Origin of the sequence: Rhodococcus sp. BH4 (genome assembly GCF_002079265.1) — a bacterium.
GTDB classification, from domain to species: domain Bacteria; phylum Actinomycetota; class Actinomycetes; order Mycobacteriales; family Mycobacteriaceae; genus Rhodococcus_F; species Rhodococcus_F qingshengii.
The window spans coordinates 919,041-936,147 of record NZ_CP014941.1 but is presented as its reverse complement, the minus strand read 5'-3'; the positions used below and the strand labels follow the sequence as shown (position 1 = coordinate 936,147).

At 60.8% G+C, this 17,107-nt stretch carries 16 protein-coding genes; 13 read left to right on the top strand and 3 right to left on the bottom strand.

All coding sequences use genetic code 11. The features are described from left to right. Positions 1–5 precede the first annotated feature (5 nt). The 3 genes from ipdA to A0W34_RS04405 are packed head-to-tail and all read left to right on the top strand — an operon-like array spanning position 6 to position 2,724. Positions 6–914: a cholesterol ring-cleaving hydrolase subunit IpdA gene (gene ipdA / locus A0W34_RS04415; protein ID WP_003945662.1), complete on the top strand. Its 909-nt coding sequence runs from the start codon at positions 6–8 to the stop codon at positions 912–914. Beyond that, complete coding sequence (locus A0W34_RS04410; RefSeq protein WP_042920450.1) at positions 911–1,666, top strand: CoA-transferase subunit beta; 756 nt, start codon at positions 911–913, stop codon at positions 1,664–1,666. Before ipdA ends, A0W34_RS04410 begins: the two co-directional genes overlap by 4 nt. Continuing rightward, on the top strand, positions 1,663–2,724 hold the full coding sequence (locus A0W34_RS04405) for an NAD(P)H-dependent flavin oxidoreductase (RefSeq protein ID WP_007734249.1): 1,062 nt from the start codon (positions 1,663–1,665) through the stop codon (positions 2,722–2,724). The genes A0W34_RS04410 and A0W34_RS04405 overlap by 4 nt, the downstream gene beginning before the upstream one ends. 77 nt (positions 2,725–2,801) lie before the next feature. On the opposite strand, the gene A0W34_RS04400 is transcribed toward A0W34_RS04405, so the two are convergent. After that, the gene (locus A0W34_RS04400; RefSeq protein WP_223257971.1) at positions 2,802–3,482 is read right to left on the bottom strand and encodes an IclR family transcriptional regulator; all 681 of its coding nucleotides are present in this window, start codon (positions 3,480–3,482) and stop codon (positions 2,802–2,804) included. 293 nt (positions 3,483–3,775) lie between these two features. On the opposite strand from A0W34_RS04400, the gene A0W34_RS04395 reads away from it, so the two are divergent. Further along, entirely contained in the window at positions 3,776–4,921 is a 1,146-nt protein-coding gene (locus A0W34_RS04395; RefSeq protein WP_081557380.1) for a Rieske 2Fe-2S domain-containing protein, read from the top strand. A 246-nt stretch (positions 4,922–5,167) separates the two neighbouring features. On the opposite strand, the gene A0W34_RS04385 is transcribed toward A0W34_RS04395, so the two are convergent. After that, complete coding sequence (locus A0W34_RS04385) at positions 5,168–6,373, bottom strand: winged helix-turn-helix domain-containing protein (protein ID WP_081557378.1); 1,206 nt, start codon at positions 6,371–6,373, stop codon at positions 5,168–5,170. Between the two features lie 34 nt (positions 6,374–6,407). Then, a complete protein-coding gene (locus A0W34_RS04380; protein ID WP_232329981.1) occupies positions 6,408–7,667 on the bottom strand; it encodes a TetR/AcrR family transcriptional regulator in 1,260 nt (419 codons plus the stop codon). 541 nt (positions 7,668–8,208) lie between these two features. On the opposite strand from A0W34_RS04380, the gene A0W34_RS04375 reads away from it, so the two are divergent. From A0W34_RS04375 to A0W34_RS04335, 9 genes are read left to right on the top strand one after another with little or no spacing between them, the layout of a single operon-like run. Continuing rightward, positions 8,209–9,018: an MlaE family ABC transporter permease gene (locus A0W34_RS04375; RefSeq protein ID WP_003945485.1), complete on the top strand. Its 810-nt coding sequence runs from the start codon at positions 8,209–8,211 to the stop codon at positions 9,016–9,018. Then, the gene (locus tag A0W34_RS04370) at positions 9,018–9,875 is read left to right on the top strand and encodes an MlaE family ABC transporter permease (RefSeq protein ID WP_003945491.1); all 858 of its coding nucleotides are present in this window, start codon (positions 9,018–9,020) and stop codon (positions 9,873–9,875) included. Before A0W34_RS04375 ends, A0W34_RS04370 begins: the two co-directional genes overlap by 1 nt. Positions 9,876–9,878: 3 nt before the next feature. Then, the gene (locus A0W34_RS04365) at positions 9,879–11,102 is read left to right on the top strand and encodes an MCE family protein (protein ID WP_007734237.1); all 1,224 of its coding nucleotides are present in this window, start codon (positions 9,879–9,881) and stop codon (positions 11,100–11,102) included. Then, positions 11,099–12,130 (top strand): MCE family protein, encoded by a 1,032-nt coding sequence (locus A0W34_RS04360; protein WP_058039203.1) that lies wholly within the window; start codon positions 11,099–11,101, stop codon positions 12,128–12,130. The genes A0W34_RS04365 and A0W34_RS04360 overlap by 4 nt, the downstream gene beginning before the upstream one ends. Further along, positions 12,130–13,185, top strand: a complete 1,056-nt coding sequence (locus A0W34_RS04355) for an MCE family protein (RefSeq protein WP_007734231.1) — start codon at positions 12,130–12,132, stop codon at positions 13,183–13,185. Before A0W34_RS04360 ends, A0W34_RS04355 begins: the two co-directional genes overlap by 1 nt. Next, complete coding sequence (locus tag A0W34_RS04350) at positions 13,182–14,279, top strand: MCE family protein (protein ID WP_081557376.1); 1,098 nt, start codon at positions 13,182–13,184, stop codon at positions 14,277–14,279. Before A0W34_RS04355 ends, A0W34_RS04350 begins: the two co-directional genes overlap by 4 nt. Further along, positions 14,276–15,340, top strand: coding sequence for an MCE family protein (locus tag A0W34_RS04345; RefSeq protein WP_081557375.1), 1,065 nt, complete (start codon positions 14,276–14,278; stop codon positions 15,338–15,340). The genes A0W34_RS04350 and A0W34_RS04345 overlap by 4 nt, the downstream gene beginning before the upstream one ends. Further along, a complete protein-coding gene (locus A0W34_RS04340) occupies positions 15,337–16,557 on the top strand; it encodes an MlaD family protein (RefSeq protein ID WP_058227636.1) in 1,221 nt (406 codons plus the stop codon). Before A0W34_RS04345 ends, A0W34_RS04340 begins: the two co-directional genes overlap by 4 nt. Further along, positions 16,544–17,101: a hypothetical protein gene (locus A0W34_RS04335; RefSeq protein ID WP_047269603.1), complete on the top strand. Its 558-nt coding sequence runs from the start codon at positions 16,544–16,546 to the stop codon at positions 17,099–17,101. The genes A0W34_RS04340 and A0W34_RS04335 overlap by 14 nt, the downstream gene beginning before the upstream one ends. Positions 17,102–17,107 lie beyond the last annotated feature (6 nt).

Sequence of the window (17,107 nt, the reverse complement as noted above, 5' to 3'; positions counted from 1 at the left end):
CAAACATGGCTAGCAAGCGTGACAAGACGAAGTCGCTCGACGAGGTAGTCGGCGAACTCCGCAGCGGAATGACGATCGGCTTGGGCGGCTGGGGATCTCGCCGCAAGCCGATGGCCTTCGTGCGTGCGATTCTGCGTTCGGACATCAAGGACCTGACCGTGGTCACCTACGGCGGACCGGATCTCGGACTGCTGTGCTCGGCCGGCAAGGTCAAGAAGGCGTACTACGGTTTCGTGTCCCTCGACTCCGCGCCGTTCTACGACCCGTGGTTTGCCAAGGCACGCACCGCCGGTGAGATCGAAGTCCGCGAGATGGACGAGGGCATGGTCAAGTGCGGCCTCGAAGCAGCTGCCGCTCGCCTTCCCTTCCTCCCGATCCGCGCCGGCTTGGGTTCGGACGTCCGCAACTTCTGGGGCGACGAACTCAAGACCGTCACCTCCCCGTACCCCGAGGCCGACGGCCGCTCCGAGACCTTGATCGCGATGCCTGCGCTCAACCTCGATGCGTCGTTCGTTCACCTCAATCTCGGTGACAAGCACGGCAATGCCGCGTACAACGGCGTCGACCCGTACTTCGACGACCTGTACTGCATGGCGGCCGAAAAGCGTTACGTCTCCGTCGAACGCATCGTCGAGACCGAGGAACTGGTCAAATCCGTTCCACTGCAGAACCTTCTGCTCAACCGCATGATGGTCGACGCCGTCGTCGAGGCACCCAATGGTGCGCACTTCACGTTGGCCGGCGAAAGCTACGGCCGCGACGAGAAGTTCCAGCGTCACTACGCCGAGTCCGCCAAGACCCCCGAGTCGTGGCAGGCGTTCGTCGACACCTTCCTCTCCGGCAGCGAAGAGGACTACCAAGCCGCAGTAAAGAAGTTTGCCGATTCATCAAAGGCAGGGGAGCAGGCAAAATGAGCGAATCCACCGTCACCCGCGCAGAGTACGTTGTTCTCGCTTGCGCTGAAATCTTCTCCGGTGCAGGCGAAATCATGGCCAGCCCGATGTCGACGTCGTCCACCATCGGCGCTCGCCTGGCTCGACTCACCACCGAACCCGACCTGCTGATTACCGATGGTGAAGCCCTCATTCTCGAGGACACTCCGGCCGTCGGAACAAAGGGCCCCGTCGAAGGATGGATGCCTTTCCGCAAGGTGTTCGACGTCGTCGCTTCCGGCCGCCGTCACGTAGTCATGGGCGCCAATCAGCTCGATCGCCACGGCAACCAGAACCTCTCCGCCTTCGGCCCGCTTCAGCAGCCGACGCGTCAGATGTTCGGTGTGCGCGGCGCCCCGGGTAACACCATCAACCACGCGACGAGCTACTTCGTCCCCAAGCACTCCAAGCGAGTGTTCGTCGACAAGGTCGACGTGGTGTGCGGTGTCGGCTACGACCAGATCGATCCCGAGAATCCGGCTTACAAGTACCTGAACATCCCCCGCGTCGTCACCAACCTCGGTGTCTTCGACTTCGGCGGACCAGGAAACACCTTCCGCGCGTTGAGCCTTCACCCCGGCGTCACCGCCGAAGAGGTAGCCGAGAACACCTCGTTCGAGGTTGCCGGACTCGCCGAGGCCGGTATCACCCGTGACCCCACCGTCGAAGAACTTCACCTCATCCGCGAAACCCTCGATCCGCGCAACCTCCGGGACCGTGAGGTCTCGGCATGACCCCCACCCTGAAGACCGCGCTGACCGAACTGGTCGGTGTCGAGTACCCGATCGTGCAGACGGGTATGGGCTGGGTTTCCGGTCCCGCTCTCACGTCGGCAACGGCTAACGCCGGTGGTCTCGGCATCCTGGCTTCGGCCACGATGACGTACGACGAGCTCGAGCACGCGATCAAGAAGACGAAGCAGCTCACGGACAAGCCGTTCGGCGTCAACATGCGTGCCGACGCCACTGACGCCCCGCAACGCGCGGATCTGCTGATCCGTGAAGGCGTCAAGGTCGCGTCGTTTGCGTTGGCTCCCAAGAAGGAACTGATCGCCAAGCTCAAGGACCACGGCATCGTCGTCGTGCCCTCGATCGGTGCCGCGAAGCACGCGGTCAAGGTTGCATCCTGGGGCGCGGACGCCGTCATCGTCCAGGGCGGCGAAGGTGGTGGCCATACCGGCGGTGTGGCCACGACATTGCTTCTCCCCTCGGTTCTCGACGCGGTCGATATTCCGGTCATCGCCGGTGGCGGATTCTTCGACGGCCGCGGGCTGGCTGCCGCACTGGCGTACGGCGCTGCCGGTGTCGCGATGGGAACGCGATTCCTTCTCACCAGCGACTCTTCGGTGCCCGATTCCGTCAAACAGGAGTATCTCAAGCGCGGACTGACGGATACGACTGTCTCCCGCAAGGTCGACGGCATGCCTCATCGTGTGCTCAACACCGACCTGGTCAACAGCCTCGAAGGTTCCAGCTATGCAACCGGTTTGATCGCCGCGGCCAAGAATGCCACGAAGTTCAAGGCCATGACGGGCATGAAGTGGTCGACCCTCGCCAAGGACGGTCTCGCAATGAAGCGGTCGGGTGACCGCACGCTGATGCAGATCATCATGGCAGCCAACACACCGATGTTGCTCAAGGCCGGACTGGTCGAGGGCAACACGGAAGCCGGTGTTCTTGCTTCGGGTCAGGTTGTCGGCATGATCAACGATCTGCCCAGCTGCAAGGAACTGATCGAAAGCATCATGGAAGGTGCCGCGGGGCGTATCGACGCGCTTGCGGCTCTTCGCTGACGCAGATTCATCCGAGTGCGTCTCCCCCACTGCGCTTTACGCGGAGTCGGAGGAGGCGCACTCTGCGCATTGCCGAGCTAACCGGTCTGCTGGTGACGACCACCCGGCACCTCGAAATACTGGGAGATTGCCACCGCGGCCATCTGTACCGGTGCAACGTGTCGATCGTCGATCTTGCCTCGAACGAGTGGGCCGCTGATCGACAGACCGACTTCCGCTTCACCCAGCGCACCCACCCGCACACCGATGCAGCCGAGACCCGAAGTACACGTACCGAATACGACGCCGTACCGATGGTTGGCTATTGCGGAATGTTGCGCGACCGTCGAACGGCGGCCCGCTGCCAAGAGTGCCTTGCCGATTGCCGAGGATCGCGCCGGGATGCGAGAGCCGACGCCTGTCTGGAGGTCAGGTATCGCCTGGCTGCCGATCTTCTGAAGGTATCGCACGTTGCTTCCCTCGAGGACCCCGAGATGTACGGCCTGATTGGTGACGAGGTGCAGGTTGTACAACAACGGCACCACCACCCTCTCGAACTTGTTTCGATACAACGAGATTGCCCCAAGATCGCCGAGTTTGTCGCCGATTTCGTACTCGAGGCCTTCTCTGCGAAGCCAATCCATCCTCACTAGCTTCAGAAGCATCCTGTGCACGGACGATCGCGGAATCCCGGTTCGACGGGCCACCTCGCCCAGCGTCAACCGCGGCGTGTCACGAAAGCAATCCACCACCATCGCCAACCTGTCGAGGGTTGACATAGGGATGGGCTCTTCTGTGATCGGTCCGACCGACATGGCGTCTCCGTTTCGGTGATCCGCCCGTCGAGAGGACAGCGCTGGGCGTGCTCTGCTGACTGCAAATCTGGGCCTTCACCGGACGAACCGCCAGGGTGTTTCCCACCGTGCGGGAGACAAACCTGCCTGGCCACTCCACCTGCAGCTATACCGATCACCGGTTACCCCCGTTGAACCTGGACCAACTCCTCACCACAGTGGCCAACACAGATCACTGAACAAAGGACGACGTTTTGACCACAGACGTGACGACCACAATGGACCTCGGCGAAGTCGACGAGATCCGCATGATCGACGAGGGCGCTGCGCCCGAACGTTTTGCCCGCGGATGGCACTGCCTCGGACTTGCAACGGATTTCCACGACGGGAACCCACATCCGATCGAGGCCTTCGGCACCAAGCTTGTCGTATTTGCCGACAGCCAGGGCGAATTGAAGGTCCTCGATGCCTACTGCCGTCACATGGGCGGCGACCTCAGTCAGGGCACGGTCAAGGGCGATTCAGTCGCCTGCCCCTTCCACGACTGGCGTTGGGGCGGCAACGGCAAATGCACCGCGATCCCCTATGCACGCCGCGTTCCACCGCTTGCCAAAACTCGCGCCTGGACCACCCTCGAACAAGACGGACTGCTCTTCGTCTGGCATGACCCCGAAGGCAATCCGCCTCCGGCCGAAGTCGCCATACCGACAATCAAAACTCCGGACCACGAATGGACCGATTGGGTATGGAAGTCAATCGTCATCGACACCAACTGTCGAGAAATCGTCGACAACGTCGTGGACATGGCGCACTTCTTCTACGTGCACTTCTCGTTCCCCACCTATTTCAAGAACGTCTTCGAAGGACACGTCGCCATCCAGGAGCAGAGCGGTATCAACCGCGACGACATCGTGACCTGGACGGATCCCGACGTGCCGAAGCTGGTCTCGAACTTCTCGGTGGCCGCCTATCACGGACCGTCGTTCATGATCGATGATCTGGTGTACCAGTACGAAACATTCAAGGTGGATTCGGTTTTGATCAACTGCCACTATCCGGTCAGCCCGAACAAGTTTGTCCTGATGTACGGCATCACCGTCAAGAAGACCGACGACCTTCCCGCCGGGATCGCGGACCAAACCGTCGACGCGATGATCGGATACATCGGTGTCGGGTTCGAGCAGGACATCGAGATCTGGAAGAACAAGACCCGCATCGACAATCCGCTGCTCTGCACCGAGGACGGTCCGGTATACCAACTGAGGCGGTGGTATGAACAGTTCTACGTGGACGTCGCCGACGTCACGCCCGAGATGGTCGACCGTTTCGAATTCGAGATGGACACAAGCAAACCCATCGAAGTGTGGAAGCAGGAAGTCGCGGACAACCTTGCACGCAAGGCCGCTGCCGGAGCGCCGCAATGACCATGGAACCGCTGGACTGCGAGCGGTGTGGAACGTACGTCCTCGTGGAGAAGAACAGCTGGCATCACACGTCGACCCAGTGGCGATCAGATTCGCGCACCGCATGTTTGGAGTACCGTGACGACGCTGCATCGCCGAGAATTCGATCCGGAAGTTGTTCCGCATTGAGAAATTCCATCAATCAGGCAGCGACCGACGGACGCATAACCGTTCCCGAATGACAATCTCCCTCGCGGCCTTGAAGGCTCACCTCATGGCGGCGGCCAACTGCTGAGACAACGTGCCTTTGTTCTCCACCTCGATGGTGTCGCAGCCCTGCCAATGCGCAGTTCTCCGAAGGAGTTCCGCCAACCGCGGCGCAGTGTCGGCGTCCGCGGTGGGTTCGGCCCACGCCGCGCGGACAAGCAGTCGACGGTTCTGACGGTCGTTCTTCAGATCGACTCGGGCACAGATCTTGTCGTCGATCAAGACCGGAAGCACGTAGTATCCGTGAACTCGCTTGTGCGCCGGAGTGTAGATCTCGATCCGGTAGTGAAAGTCGAAGAGCCGCAACGCTCGATCGCGTGCCCACACTACCGGGTCGAAGGGTGACAACAACGCTTCCGCACGGATGGACCTGGGACGCTTCGCTCGCGGATCGATCCACACCTCCCTTGCCTTGCCTCGACGCTCCCAGCCGTCGACGGACACCCGGCGCACACTGCCGGCATCTTCGAGTTCCTGCAATGCCGTTCGTGCTTCTGCGCTGGGCAGACGAAAGTAGTCGGCGATGTCGTCGAGGGTGCCGAGACCGTGTGCCGTCACACCCCGCAGCACCAGTTCGCGTATCGCCTCCGACCGCTCGACGTGTGCGTCGAGTATCTCGGGTGCAAGCATCTGCTCGGCCAGGCCGTAACGACGCTCGAAACCGGCGCGCCCCGCCGAGACCACCTCGCCCCAACGGAACAGCGTCTCCAGCCCGACCTTCACGTCGGACCACCCCCACCACGGACCGCGCCGTGTGTTCGCCTCGTGTTCGATCTCGCTCGCCGCCATCGGACCGTTGTCGCGCAACTCCTGCCGCAACCAATCGAGGAAGACACTCCGATCGGAAGCCCACCCGTCCTTGTCACTCAACGCTTTGGCGCGAAACTGGTCCATCCGCCAACGGAACAACGGCCACATGTCCACCGGCAAGAACGTTGCTTCGTGGCCCCAGTATTCGAGGTATCCCGAACCGGGGGCGAAGGCAAGCTGATCGAGTCTGGATTTGTCGTATGCGCCCAATCGCGCATAAACGGGTAGGTAGTGACTGCGTTCGAAGACATTGACCGAGTCGATCTGCAGCACCTGCAGCCGGTCCATCACGCCGACCAGATTGCGACGCGTCACCGTCGTGGGATGCGATTTGCCGAATCCCTGAGCGGCAAGCGCTATGCGACGGGCAGCTGCCAGTGACACGACTTCGCTCATAGTGGGCCAGACTACGCACACTCACCGACACGCTTCAGGCGGCCGAAGCCCGACGGCCGAACAGTACTGCCGACATGAACACCTGCAACATGGCCGCGTTCTCTGCGGCAGCGTCGAACTTCATCATGCGGCCGACATCCGGGACCAGGTTGAGCGCAGCGTGAACTACGAACTTCGCCTCTACTGCCGACAGCTCAGGACGAATCTCTCCGAGCACTCGCGCCCATTCGACCACGTAAAGCTTCTGGCGATTCTTCAGATCGCTTCGATGACTCGGCAGAAGGTTGTTCATCTCGGAGAAGTAGACCGACATCAATTCGTGCTGTGCAAACGACAACTCCACGTACATCGCCGACAGTGACCGGAGCACTTGTTCGTGCGAAGTCGCGGAGTCGAAGACCGCTGCCGTCGCCAAGTCCAAGCGATCTGCAGCTCGATAGAACACGGCGCCGAGAAGCTCTGCCTTGCTGGGAAAGTAGCGGTACATACCGGACGCGTTCAAGCCGGCGGCCGCGGCGATCTCTTCGATGCTGACGTCGTGATACCCGCGAGAGTCGAAGAGGCGCACGGCTTCCTGCAAGAGACGTTCACGTTTGTTCGTGGTCACGGTTCGAGGTAACGAGGACTGCTCCAAGCGGCTAGCGGTGATTGCACCCTCACCTTGATCTATCGCCAGACACGCGTCGAGCAGAACCTTCTCCATCGCTCGCTGGGGCAGCAACAGGTTATGGACGGTGATACTGCCGATGACGCTGAACATCGCTGCCACGACAAGGGTCTCGTCCCTCGCCGCCATCGCGGGTTCGGAGCGCGAAAGATACCGGGCTACTCGGCGATTGACCGTACTGGCTTGCGCTCGAACGGATTTCCGATCATCGGTGTCGAGAAACCGGCTCTCCCAACGATAGATTCCGGCCGTACGCCGATTGCGGATCGTCGTTCGTATCACTGCAATCAGATCTTCGCGCAACCGCTGCGCATCGGTTGCCGCAGGCGCAACCGAAACGGCATCGAGGGCACTGGCGAGTGCTCCGGTCAACTCCAGTGCCGCGTGGCGGAACATCGCGTACTTGTTCGGAAAGTGCCGATAGAGCGCCGAACCCGAAATACCGACCGCCGACGCGATGTCGTCGACACTGACAGCAGGATATCCGCGCTCACTGAACGCGATTGCCGCTGCTGCCGCAATCTGCGCCTTGCGGTCCTTCGGTCGCCTCTTGACGGAGTCGGACCTCGGCTGCCGAACAATCCCATTCGACGTCTGCGCGTCGACGAACTGATCGTTCAGGCTCACCGTGTACCCCACTCTCCAGCCCTCACGCACGAAGCACTTCGATCCGCCTGCTCATCAGACGAGAATCAGCATAAGCATGATTCTGAAAACTCGTACACCGATTTCAGCACATCGCGCGTCTAGAGTTTCATACATGCAGGTAACACTGCCTTTGATCAGAACACACCACTCGCCATTCGCCACCTCCCCCGTTGCTTCCACCGAGAATCTTCGTTAACAAAACGTTGCCTGTGGCCACCAGCAGTGGGTAGGGTCACCGCTCGAAGCATCCAGCCCGCATCCACGAAGCAATCCGACTGACAGATTCGGAATATTCGTAAACATACACAGGATGTCGATATGAACAGTTCCGATATCTCCACGTCAATGAAGGAAACTCGGTCAACAGGGCTGACAGTTCGACGAGAATTTCGGTTCACATAATGCTTGCTTGGACACATATATGTGTGAGATGCTTCACAGGCAGTTCGCTCGACCGCCAGCGCTCGAACAGTTCGAACTCCGTGCCGAACACTGTTGATCTGCAAAGGAATTCAATTAGATGACGTACGAGCTGCCAGCCGCGAAGGGCCCGGTGCGAGACGTAGCGTTACAGGGGGGCTATCTGATCGGATTCTCGGTTCAGGCACTCTTCGGCCTGTTCACGGCAATCCTGCGCAGACGACTCTCATTGCACGAGACGGTTACTCAGACCCTGTTCATCGGTCGCGTCAGCACCGGCCCGTCGCTGCTTCTCATGATTCCGATCGGTGTATTCATCGCCGTCTCGGTCGGTGAACTGGCCGGCCGGATCGGAGCCGGTGGATATTCCGGAGCTGTCGTAGCTTTCATCATCGTCGGTCAGGCCGCGGCGCTGGTGTGCGCGTTGATGATGGCCGGTGTCGCAGGATCGGCGATCTGCACGGATTTGGGTTCACGAAAGATCCGGGAAGAGATCGACGCGATGGAAGTGATGGGCATCGACGTGATCGAGCGCCTCGTCGCACCGAGATTGGTTGCGGCAGTGATCGTCTCCCTTGCATTGTGTTCGATGGTCACCTTCGGCGGTGTGATCGCGTGCTACCTGTACCACATCTACGTCCAGCATCTTCCGGCCGGAACATTCATGGCAACGTTCAGTCAGTACGGGCGATCTTCCGACTTCGTCATGGCTTTGGTAAAGGCTGCGGTCTTCGGCATCGCTTCGACTTTGGTCGCCACCTTCAAAGGTCTACATGCAAAAGGTGGCCCACGCGGCGTTGCCGACGCAGTCAACGAAGCCGTGGTCATCGCGTTCGCGCTCGTCTTCATCGTGAACACAGTGTTGTCCGCGCTCTACACCGTAATCGTCCCGGCAGTCGGTGAATTCTGATGTCGCTCGTCGATCTCCGTGTTCGAGCACGTCAAGCGAGCAGACCCCTGCGAACCGCGGGCGACGGCCTCGTCTCCCTCGGTCAGCACGTCACTTTCTACGTCCGCACTATCGCATCGATCCCCTTTGCGCTCACCAAGTACCGCAAGCATGTACTCGGTCAGATCAGCGAGGTCAGCTTCGGCACGAACTCCTTGTTGTCCGGCGGCGGCACCATCGGGATCGTCTTCGCGATGTCGCTGGCCGCGGCGATGATGTTGGGCGTCGAGACCCACCGGGGCCTCGAGCTTGTCGGGATGACCTCGCTCTCCGGCATGCTGTCTGCGGTTGCCAACACCCGTGAACTGGCCCCTGTTGTCGTCGCGATCGCGTTGGCCGCCAAGGTCGGAACGGGTTTCACCGCCCAGATCGGGGCCATGCGTATCTCCGACGAAATCGACGCGCTGGACTCGATGGCGATCCGATCGATCCCCTTCCTCGCGGGTACCCGGGTGATCGCTGCCATGATCTGTGTCATCCCGATCTACATGATCGGACTCCTGGCCAGTTACCTCTCGACCCGACTGGTCGTCGTGTTCTTCAACGGCGCATCGGCAGGTACTTACGACTACTTCTTCCATCTGGCGATCTCTCCGCAGGATCTCCTGTACTCGGGTCTCAAGGCCGTGGTGTTCGCCGCTGTTGTCGCGCTGGTTCACTGCGCGTACGGCTACTACGCATCGGGCGGTCCGGCCGGCGTCGGGCAAGCGGCCGGGCGCGCGCTCCGGACTGCGATCCTCGCGATCGGAATCCTCGACGTACTGATGACTTTCGCGCTGTGGGGCCTCGTGCCCCAGATCCCGGGAATGGGGGTCTGAGCCGTGGACAGACTCACTACACGCACGAAGATCGTGTACGCCCTTCGCGGCGCGATCGCCATAGTCGTAGCCGTCGCCGCCGCCGTGACAATGGTTCTACGCGGTTCGGGAAATCTCGAGCAGAGCACCGACATCTTCGTCGCTGTTCCAGCCACAGCCGGTCTCATCAGCGGTGAAGCTCCGGTTCGGTACCACGGCGTCAACGTCGGCCGAATCGGCGAAATCGAATCAGGAACCGCCGAATCCGTTGTGCAGTTGCAGATTCAGACCGATGACGCGTCGAAGATTCCCGCTGACGTGGTGGCTCGCGTTGTTCCACGCACCTTCTTCGGCGACATCTACATGCAGCTCGTGGACAGTCCGAATGAGCAGGGCCAGACGACTCTGGCGGACGGAGACGAGATCCACATGGACGACGGTCCCGAAGCCGTTGCGCTCTACGACGTGTACACCAAGTTGGTGGGCGTCCTCACTGCGATGCAGCCCGAGAAGTTGCAGACAGCCCTGACTGCGCTGGGCCAGGCGCTCGACGGAAACGGAGCCGAGATCGGTACCACGATAGACAATCTCAGTGCCGCGTCCGGCGTACTGACACCCGCCGCACACCAATTCCTCGAATCGACACCCGAATTCAAGTCGGTCGTCGACGCGTTGGACCGTGCGACCCCCGACATTCTCGATACCTTGGCAGCCGCCACAACCGTCTCGAACGACATGGTCGCCAACAGAGCGAATCTCGAGTCCTCGATCGGCGCGGCCGCAGTCTTCGCCGCTACCGTCGACGATTTTGTCGGGGCGAACAACCGAAACATCATCACTGTGATCGATTCCGCCGGAAAGATACTCGCAACCACCGCGGCCAATCCCGGAGGACTGCGTTCCACCCTCGCCAATGCCAGTACGTTCGGCGCCGCGGGCGCTCGAGTCTTCGCCACCGGAAAGTTCGACATCACAGCAGTTGCCACGTTCGCCGAACCGCTCCCATACACGGGTGATGATTGCCCGCAGTACGGTGACTCGCGCGGAGCACAGTGTTCGGGCTCCAACCTGACGCCTGAACAACCCGTCAGTGCCCCGGTCGTGGGCGGCGTAGCCGAAGCGGCCCCCCTGCGGTACCTCGAAGATCAACTACTGGGCGGATCGCCGGAACCCTCGGATACCCCCAACCCGGCAACAACACTGATGTTGGGGCCGATGGTCAGAGGTAACGAGGTGACCGTCCCGTGAAGGTCCGTCCTGGCCAGGTAATTCGGTTGTCACTCTTCTGTCTCACCGGCGTCGCCTGCGCGTCGTTCGTGGCGAACACGTTGTCGGTCCCGGTTCGCGGAAGCACCGATTCGTACTCGTTCGAGTTCACCGACGTCGAAGGACTCAACCCGGGCAACCCGGTCACCATGTCGGGTGTGCGTATCGGCCGCGTGGACTCGGTTGCGTTCGCCGACAACGGAGGCGGGACGAGCAAGGCGATCGTCGACGTCGAAATCGAGTCGCGATATTCCCTCGAGTCGGATGTCCGTGCCGCCGTGCGCTACGGCGACATGCTCGGTGCTCGATATCTGGCACTGACGCAGGACGACAGCGCAACAACGGTATCCGCACGACAGCTCGAACCAGGTGACACGATACCGCTGGCGCAGACAACACCGCCGATCAACTTGACGGCCCTGATGAACGGGTTCAAACCGTTGTTCGCCGCGCTGCAGCCCGAGCAGGTCAACACGCTCACGCGAAGTTTTGTCGAAACCTTCAACGGCCAGGGCCAGGCAATGACCACCCTGCTCGACCAGATCGCGACCATGAGTTCCGGCCTGGTCGACCGTCAGGACGTCTTCGCGCAACTACTCACGAACATGAACACTCTTCTCACCTCCGTCGACGAGCGTCAACCCGAATTGGTCGGTCTGTTGGACGGTTTGAACGATCTGAGTATTTCCGTCGTCGGGCAGAACGATCAACTGGTCTCGCTCTTGGATCAGGGAAACCGCACTGTCTCGTCCTTGGCTCAGATCATGGCCGGGTCGAACGGTGCATTCGGTCAGACCGTGCAACAACTCGAAAGTGTCACCGGGAGTTGGATTGCGAGCACCGACGAGTTCAACAGACTTCTCGTCAACCTTCCCCAGTTCGCCGACGCCGCCAACCGGATTGGAAGTTACGGAAGTTTCATCAGCCTGTATCTGTGCAATTTCACTCTGAAGGCAGGCGACATGGAAGCCAACATCTTCGGTCCGACACACTCGCCGGTGTGCTCATGATGTTCCTGGTCAAGCTGATCGACGTGTTCGTCGGCATCATGCTCTTCCTGTTCAAAGGGGATCGCCGTCGCAGCGGAAGCGGCACCGCTCTCGCCCTGGGCAGTCTCGGAATCTTCGTTCTGGTGGTGGGACTCGGCGCCGCCTTGGGCATTCCGAAGCTCTGGTACAACGTACGCACGTCGGCATACACAGCCGAGTTAGCCAATGCCAGCGGGCTTTCCGACACCGATCCGGTTTACGTGGCCGGGGTTCCCGCGGGCCGAGTGGATTCGATCGACCTTGCCGGCGACCACGTCGTCGTCAACTTCCGCTTGGACAAGGACCAGCCTTTGGGAAACCAGAGCACGGCGACGGTCAGGCTCAAGACGGTCCTCGGCAAGCGCTACCTGGAGATCGTGCCGGCCGGAGTGGTCGACGACTCCGAGGCGCGGGTCATCCCGCTCTCCCGCACAACCGTGCCGTACAGCCTCGACGACGTCAGCAGTGATGCCACCACTGCGGCAACAGGCGTCGACCTACAGGCGATGGAGTCCATGATGAACACCCTTTCGCAGGTGATTCCCACTGATTCCGATCAGGTGGGCCGGGCTCTGGCCGGAATCAGCGGCGCCTCGGCGGCTTTCGCGCAGAACAGTGAACAGATCGACCAGATTCTCATCATGTCTCGTGAGCTGTCGGACATGGCTGCGGCACAAACCGATTCGATCGTCGGTACTGCGGCCAATGCTCAGACGATCGTTCGAACTCTTGCGATGCGCAAGGACGCACTGACTCAGCTGGTCGACAACCTGACAATCATCATCTCGAAGCTCTCCACCACTTTCGTCGATCGTCAGGACGAGTTCGGAGCCATGACCGACAACCTCGTCGCGGTCACCACCACGCTGAAGAACAACGCAGATCAGATCGACCTGCTGTTGACTCGTCTTCCTTCCGCGCTGCGTTCGGTCACCGATTCAACCGGCACCGGCAATTGGACCGACGTCAACGCGCCGGCGGCCGTGATCCCGGACAATCTGCTCTGCGCGCTCGGCATCATGGAGGGCTGCAAGTGAATACACGAAAAGCCGTCACGGCCATGCTGGTAGTGACCTTGGCGATCGCCCTGCCCGGTTGGTACATATTCGGACGAACAGATCAGTCCAAGACCGTCTACGCCGATTTCAGCTACGTCGGCGGAATCTACGAGGGAAGCAAGGTCACCGTCCTCGGAGTCGGCGTCGGGACGGTCACGTCGGTGGAACCTCGCGGAACTTCTGTTCGAGTAGCGATGTCGATGCCCGACTCCGTGGACCTGCCCGCCGACGCCTCGGCCTATGTCCTCAATCCATCGGTGATCAGCGATCGACACATCGAACTCGGCCCGGCGTACACCGGCGGAGAGACACTGAAAGACGGCGACCAGATTCCGATCGAACGTGCCCACTCCCCCATAGATTTCGACGGCTTGATGGGAAGCGTCAGCACTTTGGCCGACGCATTTGCCGGGGATGGGGGCAATCTCGGCGATCTCGTGAGCCGCGGCGCCGCCGGGTGGCAGGGCCAGGGCGATCAATTCAACACCGCAATTCGCAACCTCAGCACGGCAACCGGAGTTGTCGGCGCTCGGTCGGAAGACATCGGTGCCCTTGTCGACAATCTCAACACTTTGATGAATGCTCTGGACGCACGGCAGGTCAGCCTCGACGAACTTGTCGGCGACCTCGGCGTCCTGGGTGATCAATGGGCGAGCCAGAACATGGACATCTCACAGCCTCTGCAGGATCTGCAGGTGGTCTTCGACCAGTTGAACAGTTTCATGACAACTCACGGCGATGATGTCGGTGCCATAGCCGACAACGTGCGAGTTCTCGGTGACACTCTGGCTGCCAAAGAACCCGGCCTCGCCGAGTTCATGGACCTGGTGCCGTTGATGATGCAGAACCTCTCCCAGACAATCGGTCCTGATCAGCGCGGGCGCATTCGGCTCAACGTCTCGACTGCATTGACTCAGTTCGCGGTGGCGAAACCGCTGTGCGACACCTACAAGTTGCCGATCTGCACCGGAGCCGGGTTCACGAATCCGATTTCCTTCCCCCTCAGCACTTCTGATCCGCTCGGCGTCGCCTCCGCGATTTCCGGCGGAGCCGTCCCCGGAGGTGGCAATTGACGCGGCAATCAGTTCGAATAATCGCCGGTATCGCGATCATCGGTGTGGGTTCCGCGGCCGTGTTCGCCTTCGGCGGCTGTAGCGCAGGCATTCAAGACCTACCCCTCGGTCGTTCGGCCGACGGTGACGCGTACAACGTGGCGCTGCAGCTGGCCGGCGCCGACGGCCTGGTGTTGGGAGCAGACGTCCGCAGCGGCCAGAAAGTCATCGGTCGAGTATCCGCGCTGTCAGCCGATGTCGTCGGAGCCGATGTGACTCTGAGTCTGGACGCCGCGACGCCATTGCCCGACAACGTCGAAGCTTCCGTCGAACTCCCGTCCGCACTTGGCAATCCGTTCATCAGACTCTTGGTGCCGGAAGTTCCGTCCGGCTCCACGCTCAGCGACGGAGACACAATTCCGGAGTCTCGCACCGAGATCGGTCCGCAGGTCGAAAGTGCGCTTGCCACCCTCGGCACGGTTCTGACCGGAAGCGGCATCGACCAACTCGATACCGTGGTGCGCGAGCTGAACACCGCGTTTTCCGGGCGCTCCGGTGAAGTTCGTTCTCTGACCGAGACCCTCACCTCGCTCATGGCAGAGGCAAGCAGTCACCGCAGCGAGTTCGACGAGGCCGTCGACCTCGCTGCCCGGGTCTCCTCCCAACTGGCCGGCCAACGCGTAGTTGTCGACAACTACCTCGATTCCGTTCCACAGGTGGTGTCGATTCTCGTGGGACAGAAGGATCAGATTGCGAGCCTGTTGAACTCGACCGTTCAGCTCGCCACCAACGCAAACACCATTCTCGACTCGTCTCCCAACGGCCTCGACGCGATGCTGCACGATGCGTCGACCGTTGTCGGGACTCTGGATTCGTTCAACTCGGAGATCGGCCAGACGCTGACGAACATGAACGGGTTGCTCGAAAACTTCACCGGTGCAGTGCAGGGCGACTACCTCGTTTTCGACGGCGCCCTGGATATTCCGGGAACGATCGACAAGCTCTGGAGCGGCGGTATGGCCGGTCAATCGATCGCACCAGCGGGAACTCTCACCGATCTACTTCAGGGAGGTCTGCGTTGAGTCGCCTTGCGCTTGTTCAACTTGTCCTGTTCGCTCTGATCGCTGCTGTGGTCATCCCTTTCGGGATCGTCTACGTGGTCGGCCCTCAGGGTTTCGGGGGTCAAATCCTGCTGCACGCCAACATGTCCGACGCCTTCGGACTGACCAAGGGCACGGTCGTCACGTATCGCGGCGTACAGGTGGGGAAAGTGAGTGAAGTCGAACTCGACGCAGGCACCCGCACGGCTCGGGTGGAACTCTCACTCAACGACAACACCGAGATACCTACCGACAGCGTCGCCAAGGTGACGATGGGGACCGCAGCCGGAATTCAGAATGTCGACATCTACCCCAACACAGACCACGGCCCGTATCTTAGGGACGGCGACGAGATCGCCATGCCCGCGGATCAGCAACCGGTCCAGATGAGCCAGTTGATGCTTCAGGCGTCCGGTGTCTTGGAAGGGATTGATCCACAAGCGATCAGCGACATCGGGACCGAGCTGGGGAATTCGTTCAACGGGCTCGGCCCGAGCTTGGCGACGATGATCGACAACGGTGGGACCATGTCGGCGCAGTTGAACGACCAGTCGGCCGAACTCGCTGCGCTGCTGTCGCGAACCTCCACGTTGGTGGACTCCATGGCGACACAATCGGATTCGTTCGTCCGGGGAATGGCAGCTGCCAAGAACTTCACCGAACAACTCGAATCCAATGCGCCGGTGCTGATCTACCTCACCGATCATTCGCCCGCCGCCCTGAACAGCGCTCAACAGTTGTTCGACAAGTACCACAACACTTTCGGAGCGGTCCTGGCCAATCTCGTCACTGTCGCACCGATCATCTCCGACCGCACAGAGGCCCTGGAAACCGGACTTGTCACGATTCCTGAAGGTCTCGCCAAACTGGCATCCATCGTCAAAGGCGATCGCGCCGACTTTGCCTTGGTTGCGACCCAGGGGCCGGTCTGCAACTACGACACCCCTCGGCGTGAGGTCGGCGATCTGTCTCCCACCAGTCCGAGTCTGGCGATGTACTGTCCCCCCGCCGACGACCTCGTCCAACGCGGAGCACAGAATGCTCCGCGTCCGAACGACCTCGGTTTGCAGAACTCGACCGTCCCGGGCACTCCGATCGGACCGCCCGTCGTCGCAGATCCGATTCTCGTCCCGACCGGAGTCGACGCCCTGAACTACTGGAGATTGATGTTGGAAGGACTGGGAAATGGCACACGGTGACAACGCACTACTCGACGAGACAGAAGCCGAGGTGGCCGAACATCCGACTTCTCCGTCGCTACTTCACCGCCTGAAGGAGCCACGCAACGCACTGATCTCACTAATGGCGGTAGCGCTGGTCGCAGCATTGGCGGTGCTCGGATTCCAGATGTACTCGGCGAATCAGGAAGACACGCTGCGGCAGGAGGCTTTGGACACCGCACGGGATTACTCAACCATCATGTCCTCCTTCGATTATCAGAACCTCGATGTCAACAAGGACACTATCGCCTCGATGTCGACCGACGAGTTTGCCGGCACCTACCGAACGATGGTGGATTCCCTGAGGGAAGTCGTTGCCGGGGGCCAAGGTCAGGCGAGCGCGACGGCGACAGACGTCGGCATCGGATCACTGGACGATTCGTCGGCCAAGGTGCTCGTGTTCGTCGACCAACAAGCCAAGAATGTCGCAGCGCCAGAGGGAAACACACAGAAGTACCGCATGGTCGTGTCCCTGGTCCGCTCGGGCGACCGGTGGCTCGTGAGCAACGTCGAGACCAAGTAACTCACC